Here is a 23711-nt window from a genome sequence, read left to right as displayed (position 1 = left end):
ATGTTTTTAAAAAAGCTAATGAAAGAGAATAAGTTATTAGTTGAATATACATTAATGATGCATAAAAAAGGAGTTTTATTACCTGATACATATGTTATTGATGTCGATCAAGTTGTAAGTAATGGTAAAAGAATTATCGAAGCATGTGGTTCTGAAATTACCCCAATTTTTATGCTAAAACAACTTGGGAGAAATCCATACATCGCAAAAAAATTACTAGAGATTGGTTTCAAAGGAGCTGTCGCTGTAGATTTTAAAGATTGTATCACACTAATGAGTAATAACATTCCAATTAGCCATGCTGGACACTTAGTCCAAACGCCTACACACTTACTAAAAGGATTACTAGAGTACGGAGTAGAACATATAACAATTTATAGCTATGAGAAAGCTATTGAAATAAACAAGTACGCAAAACAACTAGGAATAAATCAAAAGGTACTTATAAAAGTCTATTCATCAAAAAAAGACTTATATAATGGACAATATTCAGGAGTAACTAATGATGAGGTAGTAGAACTAAGTAGTAGTGTAAACTCATTATCAAATATTACTGTAGTGGGATTAACAACTTTCCCTGCATTTATCTATTGTCCAGAGCAAGAAGATATCATTAAAACATCTAATGTAGATGCTTTAATACAGGCAAAAAAACAACTAGAGGAAAAGGGAATCACAGTATCAGAAATAAACCTTCCTTCATCGAACTGTGTTTATAACGTGCCTTTAGTAAAAGAACTTGGGGGAACAACAATCGAACCAGGGCATTCTTTATCTGGTACAACAATGATGAATGCGACAAGTGATTTTGCTGAAAAAATCAGTTATGTTTACTTAACAGAAGTATCTCATGTGTTTGAAAATCAATCACTTGTATATGGTGGTGGATACTATGCACGAGGTAAATTAAATAACGCTTTAGTAACAACAGATGCTGTAGTTACTAAAGCTCATCAATTATCACCAGAAAGTATCGATTATCATCTACAATTAGATGGTAAATTCCGCGTAGGAAGTCCAGTACTTATGTGTTATAGAACACAAATGTTTGTTACAAGAAGTGATATTGCATTAGTCGAAGGACTACGAAGTGGAAATCCAACCTTAGTTGGAGTTTATGATACACAAGGACGAGTAAAATAACATGAAAAAGATTATTGTTTTAGTATTAGATGGATTTGGGATTGGAGCAATGGATGATGTATCTGTTGTCAGACCACAAGACATCGGTTCAAATACTGCACTTCACATATTGAAAGAAACTCATGTGCATCTTCCCAATCTTGAAAAACTGGGATTAATAAATGCGATGGGAACTACAACAGGCTCTATGAAACCTTCTGACACTGCCAATTTTGGAAGTTCAAAATTAGCACATTATGGAGGAGACACTTTTTTTGGTCACCAAGAAATTATGGGAACAAAACCAAAAAAACCTTTTAAGATGCCTTTTAATGAAGTTATTGATATCGTGGAAATGAATCTTAAAAACAAAGGATATCCAACAAAACGAATTACCAAAGATAATGTTTCATTATTATCAATTTATGATGAAGTTTATATCGGAGATAACCTAGAAACAGATTTAGGACAAGTCTATAATGTCACTACATCTTTTGATTATGTTAATTTCCAAGATGTAAAAAAAATCGCAAGAATTGTCAGAGATTCAGTTGAAGTAGCTAGGGTAATCGTCTTTGGTGGAGCAAATGTTACGAAAGAAGACCTGGTTAATGCAATTGAAACAAAGAATGAAACATATATAGGTGTGAATGCACCAAAATCAAAAGTATATATTCAAAAATATGAAGTGGAACATCTAGGATATGGTGTTGATCATACAACACAAATCCAGACAATTTTATACGATCAAAAGCTAAGTAAAACCGCATTTGTCGGTAAAGTTGCTGATATCTGTGCGAACGAAAATGGAGATTCTTATTCAATTGTTCCTACAGGTGAAGTTCTAACAAAAACAATAGAATTAATAAGAAATGATAAACATGGATTTATTTGCTCGAATGTTCAAGAAACAGATCTAGCAGGACATTCAGAAAACACCCAATTATATGCAAGTAAATTACTTGTTGTCGATGAATATATTCCGCAGATAATAAACTTACTTGATGAAAATGATGTCCTAATTATTATGGCTGATCATGGTAATGATCCTACAGTTGGACACAGTAAACACACAAGAGAAAATGTACCCCTATTGGTCTATAAAAAAGGGATACAGGGAATTAATATTGGAAATCGTGATACACTAGCGGATGTTGGTGCCACAGTCGCAGATTTCTTTGGTATCAAGAAGGTAAATTTTGGAACATCCTTCTTGGGAAAATTATTAAGTAATTGAGAGGTAAAAATGAAAATAATATTAACAAAAGATTACGATGAGTTATCAAGAACTGCTTTTAAGGAGTTTGATAAAATCGTTAAATCTGAAGAAAAACCTAGAGTAGGCTTTGCAACAGGAAGCTCACCACTTGGCCTTTACAAGGAAATAGTAAACAATTACTCAACAAATAAAGGATCTTATGAAAATGTAGATGTTTTCAATTTAGATGAGTATATTGGTTTACCTGAAAATGATAAAAATAAGTATAGCGCCTTCTTAAAAAACAACATATTTAATAAAGCTGATTTCAGTGAAGAAAACATTGATTTAATCCTTCACAATAATGAAAATATTGAACAAGAGTGTAAAAGATATCATGACATCCTAATAAACAACCCACTCAATCTTCAAATTTTAGGACTGGGTGCAAATTGTCATATCGGGTTCAATGAACCAGGAACATCTTTTGATTCAGTAACTCATATTGTGGACTTAAAAGAAGAAACAAGGCAAAGTAACGCTCGATTCTTTGATTCGATTGAAGAAGTACCAACACAGGCAATTACAGTTGGAATAAGAGAAATTATGAGCGCCGAGAATATAATACTAGTAGCTTCAGGGCAAGATAAAGCCGATGCAGTGCATAAGATGTTAAATGATGAGATTAATAATACATGCCCTGCTTCAATACTAAGAGTTCATAAATCGGTAACAGTAATTCTTGATGAAGCAGCAGCAAGTTTACTATAAAAATTCATAATAACTAAAAGGAATTTCATACTATAGAAGTATGAAATTCCTTTCTTTTTACTATTTTTATCTCATTAACGTTTTTAATTCTTAAGTGCTTTCTTAAATTCCTTAATAATTCCTTTGTTTTTAGTAACTTTGAACTCAAATAATTGCTCACGAGGACAGTGAAGATTAACAGTAGGATATAGAATATTTCTCATTGAAGTCATTTTAAACTTCTCATCAGTCGTTCCAATAGCTCTCACTTTAAGTCCTTCCTTCGAATTATTTAAATGGAATACTTCGTTGTTATTAATACAAACTATCTTTAATTTCTTGTTTCCATAAAACAAATTCTCAGCAACTGCATTGTTTGTTGATTTTCTGTAGTTATCAAAACCTGCAAACCATAAACCTCTAGAATCTAGTAATTCCTTTCTTTTTAAGAAATTACCTAAATCATTGAAATCTTGTTTTGTTGTAGCTAAAGTGTTTCTTACCTCTATATCTCTAAATGTTCTCATAAAATCCCTCTCTTTCATTTGAGTACTTAATATCTATTATATACTAATCTAAAGGCAATTTGAAATAATGATGAGAATTAGTCATATGTAGTAGCTAATCACTTATTTAGAATTTATTGTACTTTACTATACCTAAGTGTATCTTATGTGCATAATATAGTTAGAAAACTAAAGCAGGTGAGACAATGATTGAAATCGATGCAGATGCAACGATATACCAAATAGTTAAGGATTATCCAGTAATAAAAGAGATTATGGTAGAATTAGGATTTAAGGATATCCTTAAACCAGGACTCCTACAAAGCGTAGGAAGAATAATGTCGATAAACAAAGGATGTTCAATGAAAAATATCCCTATTATTGAAGCACAAAATGTATTTAAGGCAAATGGATTCTATCTAAGGATTCAGGACTAATTATAGAAATCAAAATAAAAAGACAATTTAATTGTCTTTTTTTATTTACTTATTTGCTAGTTATTAGATTATAAATTTTATTGCAAATTCGGTGTGTTTCTAATGAATCATTATCTTTTAAAAGAAATTTAGGACTATTTTTTAAGTCTTTGAGGAATTCATTTATTAAATCCGTAAATCCTCTTTTCTCAAGAGTAGTAGTCCAGCTGCTAACCGAATTATGTATTTCTTTATTATTAATGCATTGATGACTAGTATCTAAGTTATTAATCATTACTTTTTTATTAGAATAGTGAAGATCAATTTTCTCTTCAGTTATTCCAGAATCACGGAACATAAGTGCATTACAGGAAACCGTTTCTCCGGTGATAAATACATTAACTGAGTATGTGCCCTTCTCATTTGATAAATGTTTGACTTTTAAATCAACTATTTCTTCATGCATTAGGAATCTTACTGTATCAATGACATGGATAAAATCATCGAAGATATAGCTTTTCAAACTTCCAGGTAAATTATGTCGATTCTTCTGATAGAAAATAACCTGGGGCGTACCAAAGCTGTGTGCGTTTTTAATAGTAGGTGCGTACCTTCTATTAAAACCTGTTCGAAACAAAGTGTTGTTACTTTGAGCTAAAAGAAATAGCTCTTCGACTTCATTTAAATCCATAGAAACTGGTTTATCTACAAAAACAGGAATGTGACTTTCTAAGAAATACTTACATAATTGATAATGAGAATCTGTAGCAGAATGAATCATGACTGCATCAAGATCACATTTAAGTAATTCTTCAAGCGTATTGCAAATTACTACACCATTATATTCTTGTTTAATACTAACTTGTGTATCTAGATTACGAGTATAGATATATAAATCTATTTCTTTTATTCTTGTAGTGATTGGTAGATATGCTTTTCTAGCTATATCACCAATACCAACGACACCAATTTTCATAGTTACCTCCAACTAGTTTACTGATTTAACAAGATTACGTAGCAACTCAAGATCAATTTCATTAAGATTATTACGTTCAAATTTTACACCACTACCTAAATGAATCTCCTCTACATTTGATTCCTTTAGGAACTGTGGCACATTATCAGGGTTAAGTCCAGAACCTGCGAGTACTGTGACATTAGCTTTTTTTCCTTCATGATAGAATTCATTAATTAACGGGATGTTTTCCATAACTTTATTCTCTCCAGCTGAAGTAAGAATTGTATCAATATTATAGGTGATTAGTTTTTTGAATTCATCTTTGATATTTTCCGTACTATCTAACGCTCTATGAAATGTTAGTTTTAAATTTCCCTTAAGCTCTAATACTTTATTCAAAGCTTGAAAGTTTATTGTTTTATCCCGATTAAGAGCACCGAAAACAATTCCGTTTGCCTTTGTTTTTGAAATCTCTAAGATATCTTTATAGATAACTTCAAGGTCTTTAGAATCATAAATAAATGATTTTGAATGCGGTCTCACCATTACATTAACAGGAATACTTACAGTATTGCAAACTAGTTCTATTAATCCTATTGAAGGGGTTAATCCACCTTCAAGAATACCTGATACTAATTCGATTCTATCAGCACCAGCTGTTTCTATATCTATTGCTTCTTTAAGGGTTGTTGCTATTATTTCTATTATCATATCATCACCTCGTTCTTACTATAACAAGTTTTCTTTTCACTTGCAACTAAGTGAGTTGTTTGTTAATCTTTGAATAGATATGCAGGAGGTGCCGCGATGAAAGTACTAAAAAATTTAAGAATATTTACTGAAGATGGAATAGTAGAAAATGGGTTTATTAGATTTGATACTTTGATTAGAGAAATTGGACAAGGTGATGTTGAAGGGGAAGATATGAATGGTAAAACCCTAATACCTGGTTTTGTAGATCAACATATCCACGGTCTTTTAGGACACGATATTATGGATGGCAACTATGAAGGATTAAATGAAATTGCCACAAATCTACCAAAAGAAGGAACTACTTCGTTTCTAGCGACAACTATGACAGAGACAAAAGAGAATATAATCAAGGCTTTACGAAATATCAGAAACTATAATAATATTAATCAAAATATAGGAGCTGAAATTCTAGGAGTTCATTTAGAGGGACCATTTATATCCTCTATATATAAAGGAGCACAAAGAGAAGATGCAATTCAAGATATCTCAATTGAGTTATTTGATGAATACTATCAAGCGTCAGGTGAACTAATTAAACAAGTTACCATTGCGCCGGAATTAAACAATGCTAATAAACTTATAAAACATATGGTCCGAAAAGATGTAGTAGCATCGATAGGACATTCGAATACATCTGGAGAAGAAGCTTTAGAAGCTATTAAGAATGGTGCAAAGTGTTTTACTCATGCATATAATGGAATGAGCAAACTACATCATCGAAACATTGGAGCTGTCGGAGCTATGTTCTTATCTGATACTTATAGTGAGTTAATATGTGACAGGATACACACTAGTGATAATGCGACTAGATTATTATATAAAGTTAAAACAAGTGATAAACTAATTTTGATAACTGATTCCATGAGAGCTAAGCTTCTTGGTGATGGTGAATACGAACTTGGTGGGCAAAAAGTTATCGTAAATAACAGTGAAGCAAGACTGGAAGATGGGGTTCTTGCGGGTAGTACGTTGTTTATGAATGAAGCGATAAAGAACATGCAAGATATTACCGAATGTGGTATATATGAGTTGATAAAAATGTCGTCTTCTAACCCTGCTATTCTCCATAATGTTTATGATAGAAAAGGATCTATAAAAGTAGGGAAAGACGCTGATTTACTTGTTATTAAGGATGATTTATCCATCGACGAAGTATATTGTAAAGGCACTAAAACGGCATAAACAAGCCGTTTTTTTATTTACACTTATGAATCCTAGTGAATTATACAGTAAATTGTTCGTTTTCCTTGACAATCTATGTAAGCATTTGTATAATGAAGTCATAAAGTGGTATATACCACACAAAAAAATGGAGGTTATTATGAAAGGATTTTTCTCAAATGTTTTAGGTTATTTACAAAAAATAGGTAGATCTTTAATGCTACCAGTTGCAGTATTACCAGCTGCAGCATTACTTATGGGGATTGGTTATTGGATCGATCCAAATGGTTGGGGTGGAGACAGCCAAGTTGCTGCTATCCTAATTAAAACGGGTGCTTCAATTATTGATAATATGTCAATCCTATTTGCTGTAGGGGTAGCATATGGAATGTCAAAAACTAAAGATGGTTCAGCTGCTTTAAGTGGTTTAGTTTCATTCTTAGTTGTTACAACTGTTTTATCAAGTGGTTCAGTTGCACAAATTACTGGTGTAGATCCTGCTTCAGTTAATGCAGCATTTGGTAAAATCTCAAATCAATTTATTGGGATTATTGCGGGGATCATTGGTGCTACAGCTTTTAATAGATTCGGACACGTTGAATTGCCAAAAGCTTTATCATTCTTTAGTGGTAAACGTTTAGTTCCTATCGTTTCAGCAGTTGTTTCATTATTAGTATCTGTTGTATTATTATTTGTTTGGCCAGTTATCTTTACTGCTTTAGTTGGTTTCGGGGAATCAATTATTTCATTAGACGCAGTTGGTGCAGGAGTTTATGGATTCTTTAACAGATTGTTAATTCCGTTTGGTCTTCATCATGCATTAAACAGTGTATTCTGGTTTGACGTTGCAGGAATTAATGATATTCCTAACTTCTTAGGTGGACAAACTTCAATTGATGCAGGAACTGGTATCTTAGGTATCACAGGAATGTATCAAGCTGGTTTCTTCCCAGTTATGATGTTCGGTTTACCAGCAGCAGCGTTAGCTATGGTTCATACAGCTAAAAAGAAAAACAAAGTTAAAGTTGCATCATTAATGCTAGCTGCAGGACTTGCTTCATTCTTTACAGGAGTTACAGAACCAATTGAATTTGCATTCTTATTCGTTGCTCCGTTATTATTCTTAGCACATGCCGTGTTAACTGGTATTAGTGTATTCATTGCTGCTTCATTCCAATGGATTGCCGGATTTGGATTTAGTGCTGGATTTGTTGACTTTGTACTAAGCGCTAGAAACCCATTAGCTCAAAACTGGTACATGTTAATTCTTCAAGGAATCGTATTTGGATTAATTTATTACTTCTTATTCAAATTCTTAATCCTTAAATTTAACTTAAAAACACCAGGTCGTGAAGAAGACGATGAAGATGGAGAACCAAGTTTAATAGTTGGTAAAGCATCTCATAGAGAAGTAGCTGTTAAAATGTTAGCTGCTTTAGGTGGAAAAGCAAATATCGTTGAATTAGATAACTGTATTACAAGACTTAGATTAGTAATTAAAGATATCAGTGTTGTTGATGAAAAAGCTTTAAAAGCTGCAGGAGCAACAGCATTAATGAAAATATCTAAAACAAATATTCAAGTAATAGTTGGTACACAAGTTCAATTTGTTGCCGATGAAATGAAAAAACTTAAATAAGATTACAGTGTATACGAGGGGTCATCCCCTCGTATACAAACTTATTTACTGAGGTGATATCATGAAAATAATAAAATTGAAAACAAACGAAGAAGTCACGAAATATCTTGCTGAACTACTTTTACAGCAAATTGAATCTAATCCTAAATCTGTTCTAGGTTTGGCAACAGGTTCAACACCGACATTGGCATATCATCAACTAGTAAAAAAATACTTAGTTGATCAAACCGATTTTAGTCAAGTTATCACATTTAATCTTGATGAATATATCGGAATCGAGCCAGAAAACAAAAACTCATACCGTAGTTTTATGAATGAGAATTTATTTAACTATATAAACATTAATCAAGAAAACACTTTTTTACCAAGTACAGATGATCAAAACTATGCGAAATACGACGATTTAATTAAAGAATATGGAGGCATAGATTTACAAATCTTAGGTATAGGTGAAAATGGACATATAGGTTTTAACGAACCAGGGACCAAAGAATCTACTTTAACCCATAAGGTTACATTAGCAGAGAATACTAGAGAAAATAACTCAATATTCTTTGATTCATTAGAAGATGTTCCTAAGGAAGCAGTAACAATGGGGATTACTTCAATTCTAAACGCAAAGAAAATTATTCTAGCTGCAACTAAATCAAACAAAGCGGAAATTATAAAACGACTTATTAACAATGATATATCAGAGAACTTACCAGCCTCATTTTTGAAAAAACATCCTAATGTAATTATCTTAGTTGATGAGGATTCTGGAAAGTATATAGAGGAGATGATTTGATGAGTAAAATTAAAGAAGTTATAATGCTACCAATCAAAGGTGATTATGCCGATATTGAAAAAACACCAGACCAAGTATTCTCAAATAAATTCTTAGGAGAAGGTTTTGTAATTTTTCCAAAAGAAGGTAAAGTTTATGCGCCAACTAATGGTATAATAAAATCAGTGTTTCCAACAAAACACGCCATCGCATTAACAAGTGATAAAGGGTTAGATATCTTAATCCACATTGGATTAGAGACTGTGAAATTAAAAGGTGAAGGTTTTACAATGCATACAAATCTTGGTGATACAGTAAAACAAGGTGACTTACTAGTTGAATTTGATAAAGAATATATCGAAGCAAATGCCGACTCAAGTGCGACACCAATCGTCCTTGTAGATAGAAAAAAACTAATCGTAAAAAAAGTAAAAGAAAAAGAAGGACAAACATACATAACGATAATTACAGAATAGGAGGGATCACTAATGAAACCGAAATACATGATTGTTATTGATGAAATTGAAAAGATAATTGAATCACAAGAAATCAATTCATTAATTCCATCTGAACGGGTTTTGTCAGAACGCTTAGACATATCACGAATGACAATAAGAAAAGCAGTTCAGATCCTTGTTAACAAAGGGAAACTTTATAGAGTTAATAACGTCGGTACATTTATCTCAGATGAGAAATTGTACAAAGTTGTAAATACATTGGTAGGCTTTACCAATGAAGTACATGCAACTGGAAGTGTCGTTGAAAATGAGATTTTGGAATATAGTTTCATTCCAGCTTCAGAAACAGTATCTGCAAAACTGCGAATACCTGAAGGAGATATGGTTCATAAAGTAATACGTGTTAGAAAGAGAGATGGTGTTCCAATCATGATTGATACATCATACTTCCCTGCTGATATAATTGATTTAAATGTTGATGTGATTAAAGGTTCAATATACAGTCACATAACTAATACACTTGGATTATCTATATCCTCAGCAATCCAAGAAATCAAAGCAGCGTTTATTCCAGAAAAATTTAAAGGAATACTTAAGATTAAGGAAAATGAACCAACAATATTTGTTGATTTAATTGGGTACTTAGAAAATGGACGTATCTACGAGTATGCGACATCATATAAAGATCAAAATAGATATGAACTAGTTATTCAATCATTGAGATAAGTTTTGCACTTATAGAAACATGTTTTATAGAAACTACTAAGTTGTTTTAGGAGGAATGAAAATGAAAAAATCTTTTCTAATAATCAATCAAACAGGTCTTCACGCAAGACCTGCTGCTAATTTTGTAAGATGCACTTCATCTATACCAGCTCATATTCTACTAGAATGTGATGGTCACGAAACAGATGCTAAATCAATTATGGGTGTTATCGGTATGCAAATTGTAAAAGGACAGATTATTACTTTGACAATGGATAACGATGAAGAGCGATTAATGAAGATTATTGAAAACCATTTGGTTGAAAACCAAATAGCAAAAGAAGTTAAATAAAGGAGAATTTTAATGAAACGTTCATATAAAGTAATAGATGAATCAGGTGTTCACGCACGACCTGCTGCATTAATTGTAAATGTAGCTAATAAATATCCAGACAGTATTGATATTGCATATAAAGGTAAAACTCTTACCTTGAAATCAATAATGTTAGTGATGAGTTTAGGCATTCAATGCGGAGACTCATTTGATATCATTATCTCAGGAGATAATGAAGAAACAGCATTAAATGAAATAGAAGCAATCCTTGTCGAAAACGCAATTGTATAATCCTATTAGAATATAGACATAGATTAGAAATTGTATATTTGTAAAAGAATAATATTTTAAGTTATTAAGAATAGATGCTAATATATTCACAAAAGTGATGTATTTATTAGCATCTTTTTTATATACTATAAAAGAATGATGAATTTAAAAGTACTAGAGGTGAAAGATATGAGATACATAAAAAGTAGTATTGATAATGTTTTTGCAAAATACCAAGATTACTACCAGGCAATTAATGGCGGTATTGACGGTTATTATGAAAATACGATCTTAGATGCTGATATATATGAAATTATCGAAGAAGAGCCAATTGCATGCATTTCAGTGCATAAAACTAGAGGACTTACTTCGTTAGTTGTTTATACTCCATACATAAGAGACTATAGTCTTATTTTTTCATACATTATTAATCTCCCATTTATACAAAATATCCTATTTACCGAGAAAGATATGAATTTCTTAAAGAATGTTAAGAAGCACAATCTAGATTATCAAACTCAATCATATAATTTTGAAGTAGAGAAAGAAATCACAACAAATTTACAAATGGAACCTACCAATAAAAAAATGCATAAAAAAATCATAAACGAGTTTGGACAATTTATTGATTATAATAATATGCGACTATCTAAAATAAACTCATTTTATCTTGAAGAAAATAATGAGTTAATTAGTTTTGGAGCATTAGAACCACTAAGATTAAATAAAACAAGATATTGCCTATCTATGATTGTTTCAGAAAAGTATAGAGGTAAAGGATATGGAGTTGAAACGGTAAAATTTCTAATTCAATATCTTCAAGCCAATCAATTACAAGTAAATGCGCGATGTTATGTTCTTAATGATATCTCGAAAAAGACGTTATTAAGCGGTGGAATGAAGATTACCAATGAACTATATAAAATCGAAAACTTTAAAAATAAATAACAATAATCCTGATAAAAAAGGCTTGAAAACACTTACACAATTCAAGCGTTGACATGTTAACTGAATCAATATAGTATTGTTGTAAGAACAAAAACATCATTAAGAGCCACGGAGGAAAGATAACCTGTGAAATGGCAGCAACCTATTTAATTAGGTGCTTATATCGAGGGGCGTATGCCTATCAATGAGAAGCCATTTTTTTAAAAAATAAAAAAACGACTTTCATTAGAAGGTCGTTTTTATTTTTAATACCTAAGGAGACAGAATATGATAACTTTAAGAAACGTATCAAAAACATTTTTGACAAAAAAAGGGAAGTTTAAAGCACTAGATGATGTTTCCCTATCAATAAAGAGGAATGTAATACATGGAATAATTGGTCCAAGTGGTGCTGGTAAAAGCACACTAATTAGACTTATAAACCAATTAGAGATTCATGATAAGGGAGTAATTGAGGTATTTGATTATACTGATTTGAAGCAATTAAACAAGGAATCTACACGAATGTATAGAAAGAGTGTTTCAATGATTTTTCAAGGCTTTAACTTATTGGAAAGAAAAACTGTTTACGATAATATTGCTCTGCCGATTCTTCTACAACGAAAATTGACCGAAAAAGATCGTGAGAAAGTAGCTAATTTGATTAGATTAGTTGGATTAGAAGGTTATGAGGAATCATATCCAACACAACTTTCAGGAGGACAACTACAAAGAGTAGGAATTGCAAGAGCGTTAGTAAATGATCCAAAAATACTTTTATGTGATGAACCAACAAGTGCATTAGACACGCTTACTATTAAAAATATTTTGGATCTGTTGAAATCAATTCAAAGAGAGCTTAATCTAACTATTATTATAGTTACACATGATATGAATGTGATTAAAGAAGTGTGTGAATATGTAACGGTCATGGATCAAGGGAGAATAGTAGAGAATGACACAATTGACAATATTATTTTTAACCCACAGAACGCTATTACTAAATCACTTCTTGATACAGTTGGATTCAATTTAGAAAGAATCATTACAATGTACTCGAGTAAAAAAAACTTGTATTTATTGAGGTTTACAAACTCAAGAAAACAAGAAAGTATCATCTCGAACGTAAGCATATCAACAAAAGTAAGAATTAATATACTATTTGCAAATATAACACCAAGTGAACAAGGAATTATGCTTGTATCATTAGAGGTATGTAATCATGATGTGATTGAGAATGTTATACGTGAATTAAAAGAAGAAGGAGTGGCGGTTAAACATGTTTAGTAATATTGATTTACATGAGTTTGTAGAAGCTTTTATAGATACAATGTATATGTCTTTACTTTCTACTTTGTTTGTCTTCTGTTTTGGATTAATTCTTGGTATTACCCTGTTTTTTATTGGTGAAAAAGGTGTAACTCCAAATAAGGTAGTTTATCAAGTAACGTCCATTTCAGTTAATCTACTGCGTTCCATTCCTTTTTTGATTCTAATTGTACTATTAATACCTTTTACTAGAATCATAATTGGAACAATTCTTGGTCCTAGTGCAGCTATACCTGCGTTAATAATAGGAGCAACACCTTATTATGCAAGACTTATCGAATTAGCTCTTAATGAAAAAGGGGAAAAATTAATAGAAACTGGGAAAGCATTTGGTGCAAGTAATTTTCAAATTATAGTAAAAATCATATTGCCAGAAAGTATTACCTCGATTATTAGAGGAATTACTACAACGGCAATAATGATAACAGGATATACGTCTATAGCTGGGGCAATAGGAGCTGGAGGACTAGGTAATCTAGCATACCTATATGGATTTGCTAGAAATCGAACAGATGTAACATTGGCCGCAACATTGGGAATCATATTAATAATACTGTTTATCCAATTTGCAGGCGACATCACAGTTAAAAAACTGGATAAAAACTAAGGAGAAAAAAATGAAAAAAATATTACTATTAGCATTATTGAGCTTGGTGGTAATCACCACAAGCTCATGTGAGAAAAAAGAAGTTTTAAAAGTAGGTGCTACGGCAGTACCTCATGCAGAAATATTAAAACAAGTTCAACCAATTTTACTAGAAGAAGGTTATGATTTTGAAATTGTTGTCTATACTGATTATGTATTACCAAATCTATCTTTATACAGTGGTGACATTATAGCAAATTTCTTTCAACATGTACCCTATCTTGATGCGCAAATCAAAGATAATGGATATGATTTTCAAAATGTTGGTGGAGTTCACGTTGAACCAATTGGTTTATACAGTAAAGAATATAATACGCTAGAAGAACTACCAGGAGCTATTGAACTAATTATCTCAAATAGTCCTGTTGATAGACCACGGTTGTTTGGAGTTTTAGAAGAGAACGGTCTTATATCAATAAATACCACTACAACTGACGAAGACATAATTTCTTCAAGTCTGAGAAATCTGAATTCACTATTTACATCATCAAAAACTATTACTTTCATAGAAGTCGATTCAGCATTACTGTTTACTAACTATAATAATGAATCAGGAGATGTAGTCCTTATTAATGGTAACTATGCTTTAGATAATGGCTTAAATCCTTTAGAGGATGCAATAGCATTAGAAGGAAGTGCGAGTCTTTATGTAAATATACTGGTTTGTAATACAGTGGATATTGATGACCCCTTCATAATAGCCTTGAAAAAAGCACTACAAAGTACAGAAATTCAAGAATGGATTGAAAATAATTATGGTGGAGCAGTTGTTCCAGCAGCATAATCAATTAAAAAGAAAAGGACATTCTAGAGCTATCTAGAATGTCCTTTTTTATTATAGTTTTAATGATAATTGCTCATACTCTAATTGTTGATATCTTTCTTCAATTTGAGCAACTAACTCATTGAAGTGTAAATGATCAAACATATCATCAACTTTTAAGTATAAGATATTTTGCTTTTGGACATTGTATCTTGTAAAGATGCTTTCCAATACATCAGTATAATTCTTATAATGAAACTTTAAGTAATCATATTGTCCTTTTTCAAGATCTCGAGATCTTTTCTTGACGTTATTAAAAAGACTTTCTTCATCTCTAACTAAGACAATGTGAATATCTAATTCTGGTAATAACTTCATATGAGCTTCAGCTATCTTATAAGTTAATTCAACTTCATCTTTATCCATGATCTTTTCTTTATTTAATAACTCAGCAAAAACTAAGTTAGAAAACATAGTTGAATCACATATTAAAAATGGCTCATCCTTTGTATGCCACATTGATAAGAATAACTCACCGTAAAAAGCATTTTGACTTATCAAAGCGAAATTCTCTTTATCCGCATAAAAAAGAGGTAAAAACGGACTGCTTTCGACTGGTTCCTTTACAAGTGGAACGTTGTAGTATGATGCTAATAAATGTGCTAGAGTAGATTTTCCACTACCGATCGGTCCGATAATTCCAATTCTCATTTTCTTCACCTCTGATGTTTTTAATAATTATACAATCTTTATAGTAAATAGTCAAAATCAAATATGGATATCTTGTGATTATTGCATCTTACTAAGCCGTCATTTTTATTTAGTGTATTATTAAATTATAAGAGAGGTGTTAAGAATGAAAAAATATATAGTGTTTGGTTTTACAAATATAGATTCATTTGATGATATAGGTGAACCATCAAATGAAGAACGGCAAGAAATCTTTAGAAGGTGGAATGAATGGAAATTTGAACTAGGAGACCTATTAGTAAGTTTAGGTAGTCCTTTAATCAATGGTAAAGAAATAGATGCTAGTGGAATCCTTGAAGCTTCTAGGAGTGGTTTATCAGGTTATATGATCATTAAAGCTGAAGATGAAAACCATGCTCATGAGTTATTAATGAAATCTCCTTTATTTGAAAGAGGACATGGACAAAATTACGAGATGTTTGAATGTATAATGTAAGTGATTAGACAATAGTGAACGAAAGATACTATCAATATATGATTGTGTCTTTTTTTATGGAAATTATATATATAGAAAATTGCATTGAACAAAAAAGTAATTTTTGATAGAATAAAAGAGAGAATGCAAATAAGGTGGTTTTATAAATGATTAAAATGAATAATAAATTAAATGTTATAAGTTATATTAGAGAACATGTCATAACAGATCGACAATCTGTTAGTACTTTTCTTGGGATAAATGTCTCTACTTCTAAAAGAATAGTTGATGATCTAGTTTCTGAAGGTGTGGTTCGTTACTTGGGAGTAAATGAATCAACAGGTGGAAGGAAATCAACAAAGATTGGGATTAACTACAACTATGGGTTAAATCTAGTAATTAAAGTAGAAGTGGACAAACTGATTTTTTCTTTAGTTGATTTTGAACCTAAAGTATTAAATCATTTAATATGTGAGTTTCCAGTAGGAACTTCATTTGAAGAGATTGAAACACTATTAAAGGAAAATATTGTTAAAATGATTGTTGAAGCAAACGCATTAAGTACTCCTTTGTTTTCAGTAGGAATAGCTATTTCTGGAGTGGTATCTCGTGACTCTAGCACATTGATATCTTCTACATTATTAGGATGGCAAAATATTGAGTTCAAAAATTTAATTGAGTCATGGTTCAAAATACCTACATATGTTGAAAATGATGTAAATTGTGCCGTTATAGCAGAACATTGGTATGGTAAAGGTCGAGGATTAAATTCGTTCGTACTATTAACACTTGGTAAAGGAACTGGTTCTGGTATTGTCTTGGATAATTTACTATTTAAAGGTAGTTTTGGTGGTGCTGGAGAAATTGGGCATAGTATCTTTGAGAAAGATGGTAAACAATGTTACTGCGGACAAAAAGGATGTTTAGAGATGTACACTAATGAGGATTACTTGTTAGAACAGTTTGGGGTTAAGCAACTTACAGAAAGTATGTTAGAAAAAATATATAATAAAGATAAAGAAAAAACGCAAAAGGTATTAAATGATTTTGCTGTTAATATTATTTCAGGGATTATAAATCTTGTTGTAGTTATTGAACCTGAAAGAATTGTTATTGGTGGAGAGATGTCATATATATATAATTATGTAGCAGATATAATTGCAGAAAGAGTAAATGCTAATTGGATAAATAGTCTTCATCAGAGTACGAAAGTAGATGTTGTAAAATCTGATTTAGGATCGGATAGTTTTGTAAAAGGTCTTGCTGTAAAATTGATGTCTAAAGTTTTTGAAAAACAATATTAATAAAGTTTCTTGCATCGTGCAAATAAGTATGGTAATATTTTTGTGTAAGCATTTTCTTTTGCGAGCAAAAATAAAAGAAGGAGAAATATTATGAAAAAATTATTCTTATTAGTTTTAACACTAATTGTAACTTTTGGTCTTAGTGCATGTGGAGAAGATAATGATAAAGTTACAATCACTTTTCTAAACGGAAAAGCAGAAGCTGTTGATTGGGTAGATGCTGTTATTCTTGATTTTGAAGCAGAATATCCAAATATTGAAGTTGTTCATGAATTTAACACAGATGCATCTAATGCATTAAAAGTTAAAATTGCTGGTGATGATATTCCTGACATTACTACAGTATATGATACTGCATTAATGAAAGACGGATATTATTATGATCTATCTGAACTTGAAGTTTGGGATAGAATCGATCCTAGTATTAAGGCTCTTTGTACAGATCCTTTAACTGGAAACCAATATCGTATAGCTACTAATAGAACGATGGCTGGATTATTTTATAATAAAGACATCTTTACTGAAGTAGGAGCTACGGAACCAGAAACTTGGGCAGAATTTGTTGCAGTTTTAGAAGATGTAACTGATGCTGGTTATGATGGATTATACATGGGTGGTAAAGACACATGGATGATCGGACACTTAATCGAATTCTGGGCGCATGGTTTAATTAAACAAGAATTAGGTACTGTAGATGCTAATGTAGCATTCTTAATGAACCAAACTACTTTATTAAACTTTGACTCAGCTAATGGTCCTATGGAAACATTTGCTGAAAGTTTCTTAGAGTTAAAAGATGCTGGATTATTAAATGATGACTTTTTAACTGCAACATATGATAATCAAATTGATGCATTCGCAAATGGTGATGCTGCAGTAATCTCTCAAGGTATGTGGGCTTTAGGTGGAATCTTAGAAAAAGCACCAGAATTAGCTGATTCTATTGGATTTATGCCTTATCCTGCTATGGATCCTACTAAAGATGCTGTTATCTTATCAGCAGAAGATTCAGGGTATGCAATTATGGAAGCTTCAGAAAATAAAGATGCTGCAATTACATTCCTAAATTATTTATTCCAAGCAGATATTCAAAAAGAATATAGTGAATTAATGAAATCACCAAGTGCGTTTATAGACGTAATTGCTGATTGGAGTCCTATTAGTGCAGCTGTTGAAAGTGCATTAGCAAAAGGAACACATATTGGATTTACTGCAACTCCAAGTGGATTTGGTGGAGGAGAAGCAGGGATTTTGGTTCAAAACTTATATTTAGGTGAATATACAGTTGCTGAATTTGTAGAAGAATACACTGATAGCTGGAATGAAGCGTGGAACGCAAGTAATTAGCGAGCTATGAGTTCAATAAATAAAATTTTGCGTCATATTAGAACCAATTTACATAAGGGGATGATTGTTCCAGCGGTCCTCCTATTCATAACTTTTACGTTATTGCCAATTCTATTTTCAATTGGGTTATCATTAACGGATTGGAATGGTTACTCATCTCCTGACTTTATTGGTTTGCAGAATTTTATAAAGTTTTTTGAAGATGAACGGGCAATGGGCGCAGTGGAGAATTCTGTGTTCTTTGCCCTTCTCTCTGTTCCACTTCTAAATATCCTAGGTTTAAGTTACGCCATATTATTAGATCGTAAGTTCAAAGGGGTAAATCTTGTTAAAGCAATAGTCTATATCCCAGCTGTTATTTCACCATTAATTATGGGTTATGTATGGATGTTTGTTTTACAAGATAATCATGGGGCTATTTATGCCGTTTTCGAATTCATCGGAAGAGGAGAGCAATATATCAATTTCCTCGGTGATCCTAAAATGGCTATGTACATAATTATCATTGTGAATGCCTTTCAATTTGTTGGGTTAACAATGACGATTTACGCAGCGGGATTACAAGGTATTCCCCAAGACTTATACGAATCAAGTGCAGTTGATGGCGCAACAAAGTTCCAACAATTTAAAAACATTACCTTTCCAATGTTGGGGCCTTCAATAGTAATCAATGTTATAACAAATATAATTGGATCACTTGCTATATTTGACTTAGTAGTATCACTAACAGGTGGTGGGCCTGGTTATGCTACAGAATCGATAAGTTTATACATTTTTAGGCAATCTTATGGAGGGCAAAGTGGATATGCTGCATCAGTATCACTAATCATGTTTGTATTAGTGTTAGTGCCAGTTCTTATATCACTTAGACTCATGAAGAAATCAAGATTGCATTTGGAGGATTAATTATGAAATATTTAAAGAGTATATCATTTTATATTGTCATAATTATTATCGTTGTCGTTTCATTCACCCCACTATTTGTCTTAATTAAACTAGCAGTAGCCGATCCAGGTTTATCAATGTATGAAACAATTACTAACTTTACAGACTTTAGATTTGCCAATTTTATCGATGCTTGGCAAGCATCGAATTTAGGAAGATCAATCCTAAATTCATCAATTATTACCCTAGGGTCGATAGCAACATGTATTACTGTTTCAGCAATGGCTGGATATGCCATTGCAAGATTTACAACATGGTATAATAAATTATTCTTTAGAGCTCTATTATTTACAATGATGATACCAGCAATTATAAATGCTGTACCATTATATGTAATTATGAGTAAAATACATGGTTTAAATTCATACTGGGCAATTATCCTTTTATTATCAGCAAACACTCTTCCTTTCTCAGTCTTTGTATATACTAGTTTCATTAAGTCGATACCAGTTGAAGTAGAGGAAGCAGCAATTATTGATGGTTGTACAAGATTCCAAGCATTTTGGAAAGTAACTTTTCACTTTCTAAAACCAGCTACTGCATCTGTAGTTATTATTCAAGGTGTAGGTATTTGGAATAATTATGCTCAAGTTGTTTTCTATTTAACAAAAAACAATATGCAAACAATTCCCCTTAGTATTAATAGTTTCTTCCATAAATATGGAGCAGACTGGAATTCAATGGCAGCAGCATCATTAATCAGTATCGTCCCAACAATTGTTATATTTATTCTATTCCAAAAATACTTTGTTAAAGGTATTCAAGCAGGAGCACTTAAAGGTTAGGTGATTATATGAAAATATTCGATATTTATCCACTTAAATCATTGTATAGTACTAATGATAATCTGAATTTTCAGATTAATTATGATGATTATACAGGAGTTAAAATAACTGACATTAAGATTTTACGCCTTAATGAAATAGTTATAAGCAAAAATATAGAACTAGACTTCTTAAGTGGAGTTGCTACTTTAGTATTACCTGCTATGAGTGTAGAAGGTAGTTATGGAATTGTTATTAAGATCAATGAAGTTAAAGTTTTAACAGCATTTGAAATTGAAAATGATTGGAAGAAAAGACCAAGATATGGTTTCTTATCTGACTTCAGTAGTAAGAATCTTAATGAAGAAAACTATATAAAGACCTTTCTAAAACTCCATATCAATGTTGTTCAGTACTATGATTGGATGTATCAACATAATAACTTGATAGCTCCAACTGAAGAATTTACTGATTTAATGGGGAGAAAACTAAATCAAAGAGTAGTAAAAGATAAGATCAAATTATGTCAAGAACACGGTATAAAGAACATCGCTTACGGTGCCATATACGGAGCAAGTAATGAGTTCTTTAATAATCATAAGGATTGGGCATTTTACAATACTAAGAATGAACCAATAAGATTCATAGATGTATTTACGATAATGAATTTTACAAAGAATTCAGAATGGCGAAACCATCTAATTGGAGAATATAAAAAAGCAATTAATGTGATGAATTTTGATGGGATTCACATGGACACTTATGGTTATCCTAAAGTCGCCTTAGATTATCAAAAAAATGTTATTCGTTTAGATGAACATTTTAATGATTTAATAAATGATACAAAAAAAGAATTACAACAAAATTGTAATTCATCTGAACTAATCTTTAATAATGTTGGAGCTTGGCCAGTTGAAACAACATACAAAGCCAACCAAAGTGCATTGTATATAGAGGTTTGGGATCCAATGTCAACGTATAATCATTTAATGACATTGATAAAACAAGTTAAATCTTTAACAAAAGATAAAGAACTAATAATTTCAGCATATTTAAAACCTTATTACGAAAAAGGTTCGAAAAATGCTGTCAATTCTCATAAATTATTATCTTCAATACTATTTTCAAGTGGCGCTTTTCATTTGATTATGGGGGAAGATCAAAAAACTCTTAGAACAGGTTATTACTGTGATTATGGTGAGTTAAATGATGACCAGTTCAACGAAATAAGAAAGTATTATGACTTTAATACAATGTTTAGTGAAGTCCTATATGATAGAACTTTAACTGACGTTTCTTTAACACATATGGATGGCGATAATTTAGAATACGTTTTTGATAACATCGAAGTATCTCCAACAGCAGCACCAGGAAAAGTATTAACAATCATTAAAGAAAATAATCAAAGAAAAATAATCCATTTAATTAATCTTATCGATTCTACAAGTGTAAACTGGAATGAGTTTCACGAAGATAGGAAACCAATTAATAATATCAAAATTAGAGTACTAACTTTGAAAGAAGTTTCCAATATATATGTTTGTTCTCCAGACAATGGAGTATTACCAAAAGATGTATCATTCAAAGTCGAAAAAACAAATCGCGGGAACTTAGTTACTCTTATGATTGATAGTTTATTATATTGGGATATGATAGTTATCAATGAAAAGTAGGTGTACCTATGATAAAAAAAGATTGGCATAAAGACATTATATATCAAATATATCCTAAAAGTTTTTTAGATACTTCAGGTAATGGATATGGGGATATAAATGGAATTATCCAAAAATTAGACTACTTTACAGACTTAGGTGTAAATTGCTTATGGTTGTCACCCGTCTTTGAATCACCAATGAAGGATAACGGATATGACGTTAGTGATTATCTAAAAATTGATTCTCGATTTGGAACAAATAAAGATATGTATAAACTTATAGATGAAGCTAAATCAAAAGGAATAAAGATTATGCTTGATCTAGTAGTAAACCATACTAGTGACCAACATAAATGGTTTCAAGAAGCCTTAAAGGGTAAAGCAAACAAGTATCGCGATTATTATATTTGGCGCGATGATAAAAATGAAATTGAGAGTATCTTCTTGGGAGATGCTTGGGAATATGATGAGTTATCAAAACAATACTATTTTCACCTTTTTGCTAAAGAGCAACCCGATTTAAACTGGGAAAATATCGATATGAGAAATGATATCTATAACATGATGAATTTTTGGATTGATAAAGGTGTCTCTGGATTTAGAATGGATGTAATTGAGTTTTTAGGGAAACAACCAGATCAGTTAATAACTGCTGATGGACCTAACTTGCATAACTATATCTATGAAATGAATAGAAGTACATTTGGTATAAGAGACTGTATAACTGTGGGTGAAAGCTGGAGTGCAACTAATGAAACGGCAAAGCTATACACAGACCCTAGTAGAAATGAGTTATCGATGATCTTTAGATTTGATCATATAACTACTTTTTGGGATGAAAAACTTGGGAAATGGAATCCTCGTAAATTTGACTTAGTCAAATTCAAAGAGATTCTCTTTGATAGACAACAAAAAGAAAAACAAAAATATTGGAACACTCTTTTTTGGGGAAATCATGATTTACCAAGATCATCTTCTTATTATATTAAAGATGAATATCTCGATATCGGTTCTAAAATGATGTTTGGTATTACATCGTTTATGAGTGGAACTCCCTTCATCTTTCAAGGTGAAGAAATAGGGATGTCTAATTTACCGTTATCTCCAGAAGAGTATAAGGATATTGAAGCAGTAAATGCATTATCAATGTTGCAAGAAGAAGGTTATGATAAATCATTAGCTATTGAAATGGTGAACAAAATATCTAGAGATAATTCACGTACACCAATGCAATGGGCAAATGTAAAGAATGCTGGTTTTTCAAAAGTTGAACCATGGACAAAAATAAATAATAAATTTGCAGAAATAAATGTATCAAATCAGGAAAACAAACAGGAATCTGTTCTTAATTTTTATAAGCAAATTATCAAATTAAGGAAAGAGTATATTGATTTAATACTTTACGGTGATTTTGAGCCATTATACATAAATGATAAAGAGTTATTTGCTTATAAGAGACATGATGATGAGAACGAAATTAAGATTTTCGCAAATTTCTCACCAGATGTTAAAAAGATATCTTTTGATATTAATCAGGATGACATAATAATAAATAATTATAAAACTAATTTCTTTTCATATAAACTTCAACCATATCAAATCATAATAGTAAAAGAGAAGACTTAGACCTTTTCTTTTACTATTTTAATTAGGTGAAACCAACGTTAACAGAAGAGTTAGCAGAAAGAATAGGTATTACCTATAAAACGATGTAAACGAACTATAAGTGAAGAGCATATGAAAAAGCATCTATAGAAAAAATGTTTACTATTGCAATATTGATGACAGGTTGGAGATTAAATAGAATAATAGAAAAGTATTCATAAATGAA

The 23711-nt window shown here is 31.3% G+C and carries 26 protein-coding genes; 22 read left to right on the top strand and 4 right to left on the bottom strand.

What is annotated here, in order from left to right; translation table 11 throughout:
- Genes KQ51_RS07610 through nagB (KQ51_RS07600) form a run of 3 tightly spaced genes read left to right on the top strand, consistent with a single transcriptional unit; the run spans window position 1 to window position 3091 of the window.
- Entirely contained in the window at window positions 1-1143 is a 1143-nt protein-coding gene (locus KQ51_RS07610; protein WP_038470900.1) for an alanine racemase, read from the top strand.
- A 1-nt stretch (window position 1144) separates the two neighbouring features.
- The gene (locus KQ51_RS07605) at window positions 1145-2359 is read left to right on the top strand and encodes a phosphopentomutase (RefSeq protein ID WP_038470898.1); all 1215 of its coding nucleotides are present in this window, start codon (window positions 1145-1147) and stop codon (window positions 2357-2359) included.
- Window positions 2360-2368: 9 nt separating this feature from the next.
- Window positions 2369-3091, top strand: a complete 723-nt coding sequence (gene nagB / locus KQ51_RS07600; protein ID WP_038470896.1) for a glucosamine-6-phosphate deaminase — start codon at window positions 2369-2371, stop codon at window positions 3089-3091.
- Window positions 3092-3174: 83 nt separating this feature from the next.
- Here nagB (KQ51_RS07600) and KQ51_RS07595 read toward each other — a convergent pair whose 3' ends face one another.
- Complete coding sequence (locus tag KQ51_RS07595) at window positions 3175-3597, bottom strand: hypothetical protein (protein WP_038470894.1); 423 nt, start codon at window positions 3595-3597, stop codon at window positions 3175-3177.
- 185 nt (window positions 3598-3782) lie between these two features.
- Between KQ51_RS07595 and KQ51_RS07590 the strand changes: the two genes are divergently transcribed.
- Window positions 3783-4013, top strand: a complete 231-nt coding sequence (locus KQ51_RS07590; protein WP_038470892.1) for a DUF1858 domain-containing protein — start codon at window positions 3783-3785, stop codon at window positions 4011-4013.
- A gap of 49 nt (window positions 4014-4062) precedes the next feature.
- Here KQ51_RS07590 and KQ51_RS07585 read toward each other — a convergent pair whose 3' ends face one another.
- Window positions 4063-4968, bottom strand: coding sequence for a Gfo/Idh/MocA family protein (locus KQ51_RS07585; protein ID WP_038470889.1), 906 nt, complete (start codon window positions 4966-4968; stop codon window positions 4063-4065).
- 12 nt (window positions 4969-4980) lie between these two features.
- Window positions 4981-5661: a copper homeostasis protein CutC gene (locus KQ51_RS07580; protein WP_038470887.1), complete on the bottom strand. Its 681-nt coding sequence runs from the start codon at window positions 5659-5661 to the stop codon at window positions 4981-4983.
- Window positions 5662-5757: 96 nt separating this feature from the next.
- Between KQ51_RS07580 and nagA the strand changes: the two genes are divergently transcribed.
- From nagA to KQ51_RS07525, 11 genes are all read left to right on the top strand, one after another.
- The gene (nagA, locus tag KQ51_RS07575) at window positions 5758-6885 is read left to right on the top strand and encodes an N-acetylglucosamine-6-phosphate deacetylase (protein ID WP_038470885.1); all 1128 of its coding nucleotides are present in this window, start codon (window positions 5758-5760) and stop codon (window positions 6883-6885) included.
- A gap of 139 nt (window positions 6886-7024) precedes the next feature.
- Entirely contained in the window at window positions 7025-8503 is a 1479-nt protein-coding gene (gene nagE / locus KQ51_RS07570) for an N-acetylglucosamine-specific PTS transporter subunit IIBC (protein WP_038470883.1), read from the top strand.
- Window positions 8504-8564: 61 nt separating this feature from the next.
- On the top strand, window positions 8565-9290 hold the full coding sequence (nagB, locus tag KQ51_RS07565; protein WP_052609356.1) for a glucosamine-6-phosphate deaminase: 726 nt from the start codon (window positions 8565-8567) through the stop codon (window positions 9288-9290).
- Window positions 9290-9745: a PTS sugar transporter subunit IIA gene (locus tag KQ51_RS07560; RefSeq protein WP_038470878.1), complete on the top strand. Its 456-nt coding sequence runs from the start codon at window positions 9290-9292 to the stop codon at window positions 9743-9745. The genes nagB (KQ51_RS07565) and KQ51_RS07560 overlap by 1 nt, the downstream gene beginning before the upstream one ends.
- A 12-nt stretch (window positions 9746-9757) precedes the next feature.
- Window positions 9758-10453 carry a GntR family transcriptional regulator gene (locus KQ51_RS07555; protein ID WP_038470876.1) on the top strand — a complete coding sequence of 232 codons (696 nt, stop codon included), beginning with the start codon at window positions 9758-9760 and terminating at the stop codon, window positions 10451-10453.
- A gap of 61 nt (window positions 10454-10514) precedes the next feature.
- Window positions 10515-10784 carry an HPr family phosphocarrier protein gene (locus KQ51_RS07550; RefSeq protein WP_052609354.1) on the top strand — a complete coding sequence of 90 codons (270 nt, stop codon included), beginning with the start codon at window positions 10515-10517 and terminating at the stop codon, window positions 10782-10784.
- Window positions 10785-10796: 12 nt separating this feature from the next.
- Complete coding sequence (locus tag KQ51_RS07545) at window positions 10797-11057, top strand: HPr family phosphocarrier protein (protein ID WP_038470874.1); 261 nt, start codon at window positions 10797-10799, stop codon at window positions 11055-11057.
- Window positions 11058-11225: 168 nt separating this feature from the next.
- Window positions 11226-11984 carry a GNAT family N-acetyltransferase gene (locus tag KQ51_RS07540; protein WP_038470872.1) on the top strand — a complete coding sequence of 253 codons (759 nt, stop codon included), beginning with the start codon at window positions 11226-11228 and terminating at the stop codon, window positions 11982-11984.
- A 267-nt stretch (window positions 11985-12251) separates the two neighbouring features.
- Window positions 12252-13250 carry a methionine ABC transporter ATP-binding protein gene (locus KQ51_RS07535; protein WP_038470870.1) on the top strand — a complete coding sequence of 333 codons (999 nt, stop codon included), beginning with the start codon at window positions 12252-12254 and terminating at the stop codon, window positions 13248-13250.
- Window positions 13243-13899, top strand: coding sequence for a methionine ABC transporter permease (locus tag KQ51_RS07530; protein ID WP_038470868.1), 657 nt, complete (start codon window positions 13243-13245; stop codon window positions 13897-13899). The genes KQ51_RS07535 and KQ51_RS07530 overlap by 8 nt, the downstream gene beginning before the upstream one ends.
- Before the next feature lie 10 nt (window positions 13900-13909).
- Window positions 13910-14722, top strand: coding sequence for a MetQ/NlpA family ABC transporter substrate-binding protein (locus tag KQ51_RS07525; RefSeq protein ID WP_038470866.1), 813 nt, complete (start codon window positions 13910-13912; stop codon window positions 14720-14722).
- Window positions 14723-14773: 51 nt separating this feature from the next.
- On the opposite strand, the gene KQ51_RS07520 is transcribed toward KQ51_RS07525, so the two are convergent.
- Window positions 14774-15412 (bottom strand): deoxynucleoside kinase, encoded by a 639-nt coding sequence (locus tag KQ51_RS07520; protein WP_038470864.1) that lies wholly within the window; start codon window positions 15410-15412, stop codon window positions 14774-14776.
- 145 nt (window positions 15413-15557) lie between these two features.
- Between KQ51_RS07520 and KQ51_RS07515 the strand changes: the two genes are divergently transcribed.
- The 7 genes from KQ51_RS07515 (at window position 15558) to KQ51_RS07485 (ending at window position 23506) form a co-directional block, all read left to right on the top strand.
- The gene (locus KQ51_RS07515) at window positions 15558-15887 is read left to right on the top strand and encodes a YciI family protein (RefSeq protein ID WP_038470862.1); all 330 of its coding nucleotides are present in this window, start codon (window positions 15558-15560) and stop codon (window positions 15885-15887) included.
- Between the two features lie 146 nt (window positions 15888-16033).
- Window positions 16034-17170 carry an ROK family protein gene (locus tag KQ51_RS07510; protein WP_038470860.1) on the top strand — a complete coding sequence of 379 codons (1137 nt, stop codon included), beginning with the start codon at window positions 16034-16036 and terminating at the stop codon, window positions 17168-17170.
- A 90-nt stretch (window positions 17171-17260) separates the two neighbouring features.
- Window positions 17261-18517 carry an ABC transporter substrate-binding protein gene (locus tag KQ51_RS07505; protein WP_038470858.1) on the top strand — a complete coding sequence of 419 codons (1257 nt, stop codon included), beginning with the start codon at window positions 17261-17263 and terminating at the stop codon, window positions 18515-18517.
- Window positions 18518-18577: 60 nt separating this feature from the next.
- Window positions 18578-19423, top strand: a complete 846-nt coding sequence (locus KQ51_RS07500; RefSeq protein WP_232958007.1) for a carbohydrate ABC transporter permease — start codon at window positions 18578-18580, stop codon at window positions 19421-19423.
- Between the two features lie 2 nt (window positions 19424-19425).
- The gene (locus tag KQ51_RS07495) at window positions 19426-20247 is read left to right on the top strand and encodes a carbohydrate ABC transporter permease (RefSeq protein ID WP_038470856.1); all 822 of its coding nucleotides are present in this window, start codon (window positions 19426-19428) and stop codon (window positions 20245-20247) included.
- Window positions 20248-20255: 8 nt separating this feature from the next.
- Complete coding sequence (locus KQ51_RS07490; protein ID WP_052609350.1) at window positions 20256-21899, top strand: glycoside hydrolase family 66 protein; 1644 nt, start codon at window positions 20256-20258, stop codon at window positions 21897-21899.
- 8 nt (window positions 21900-21907) lie between these two features.
- Complete coding sequence (locus tag KQ51_RS07485) at window positions 21908-23506, top strand: alpha-glucosidase (protein ID WP_038470854.1); 1599 nt, start codon at window positions 21908-21910, stop codon at window positions 23504-23506.
- Window positions 23507-23711: the final 205 nt, after the last annotated feature.

It is taken from the genome of Candidatus Izimaplasma bacterium HR1 (assembly GCA_000755705.1).
Lineage (GTDB): Bacteria > Bacillota_I > Bacilli_A > Izemoplasmatales > Izemoplasmataceae > Xianfuyuplasma.
This window is presented reverse-complemented; position numbering and strand designations above follow the sequence as displayed.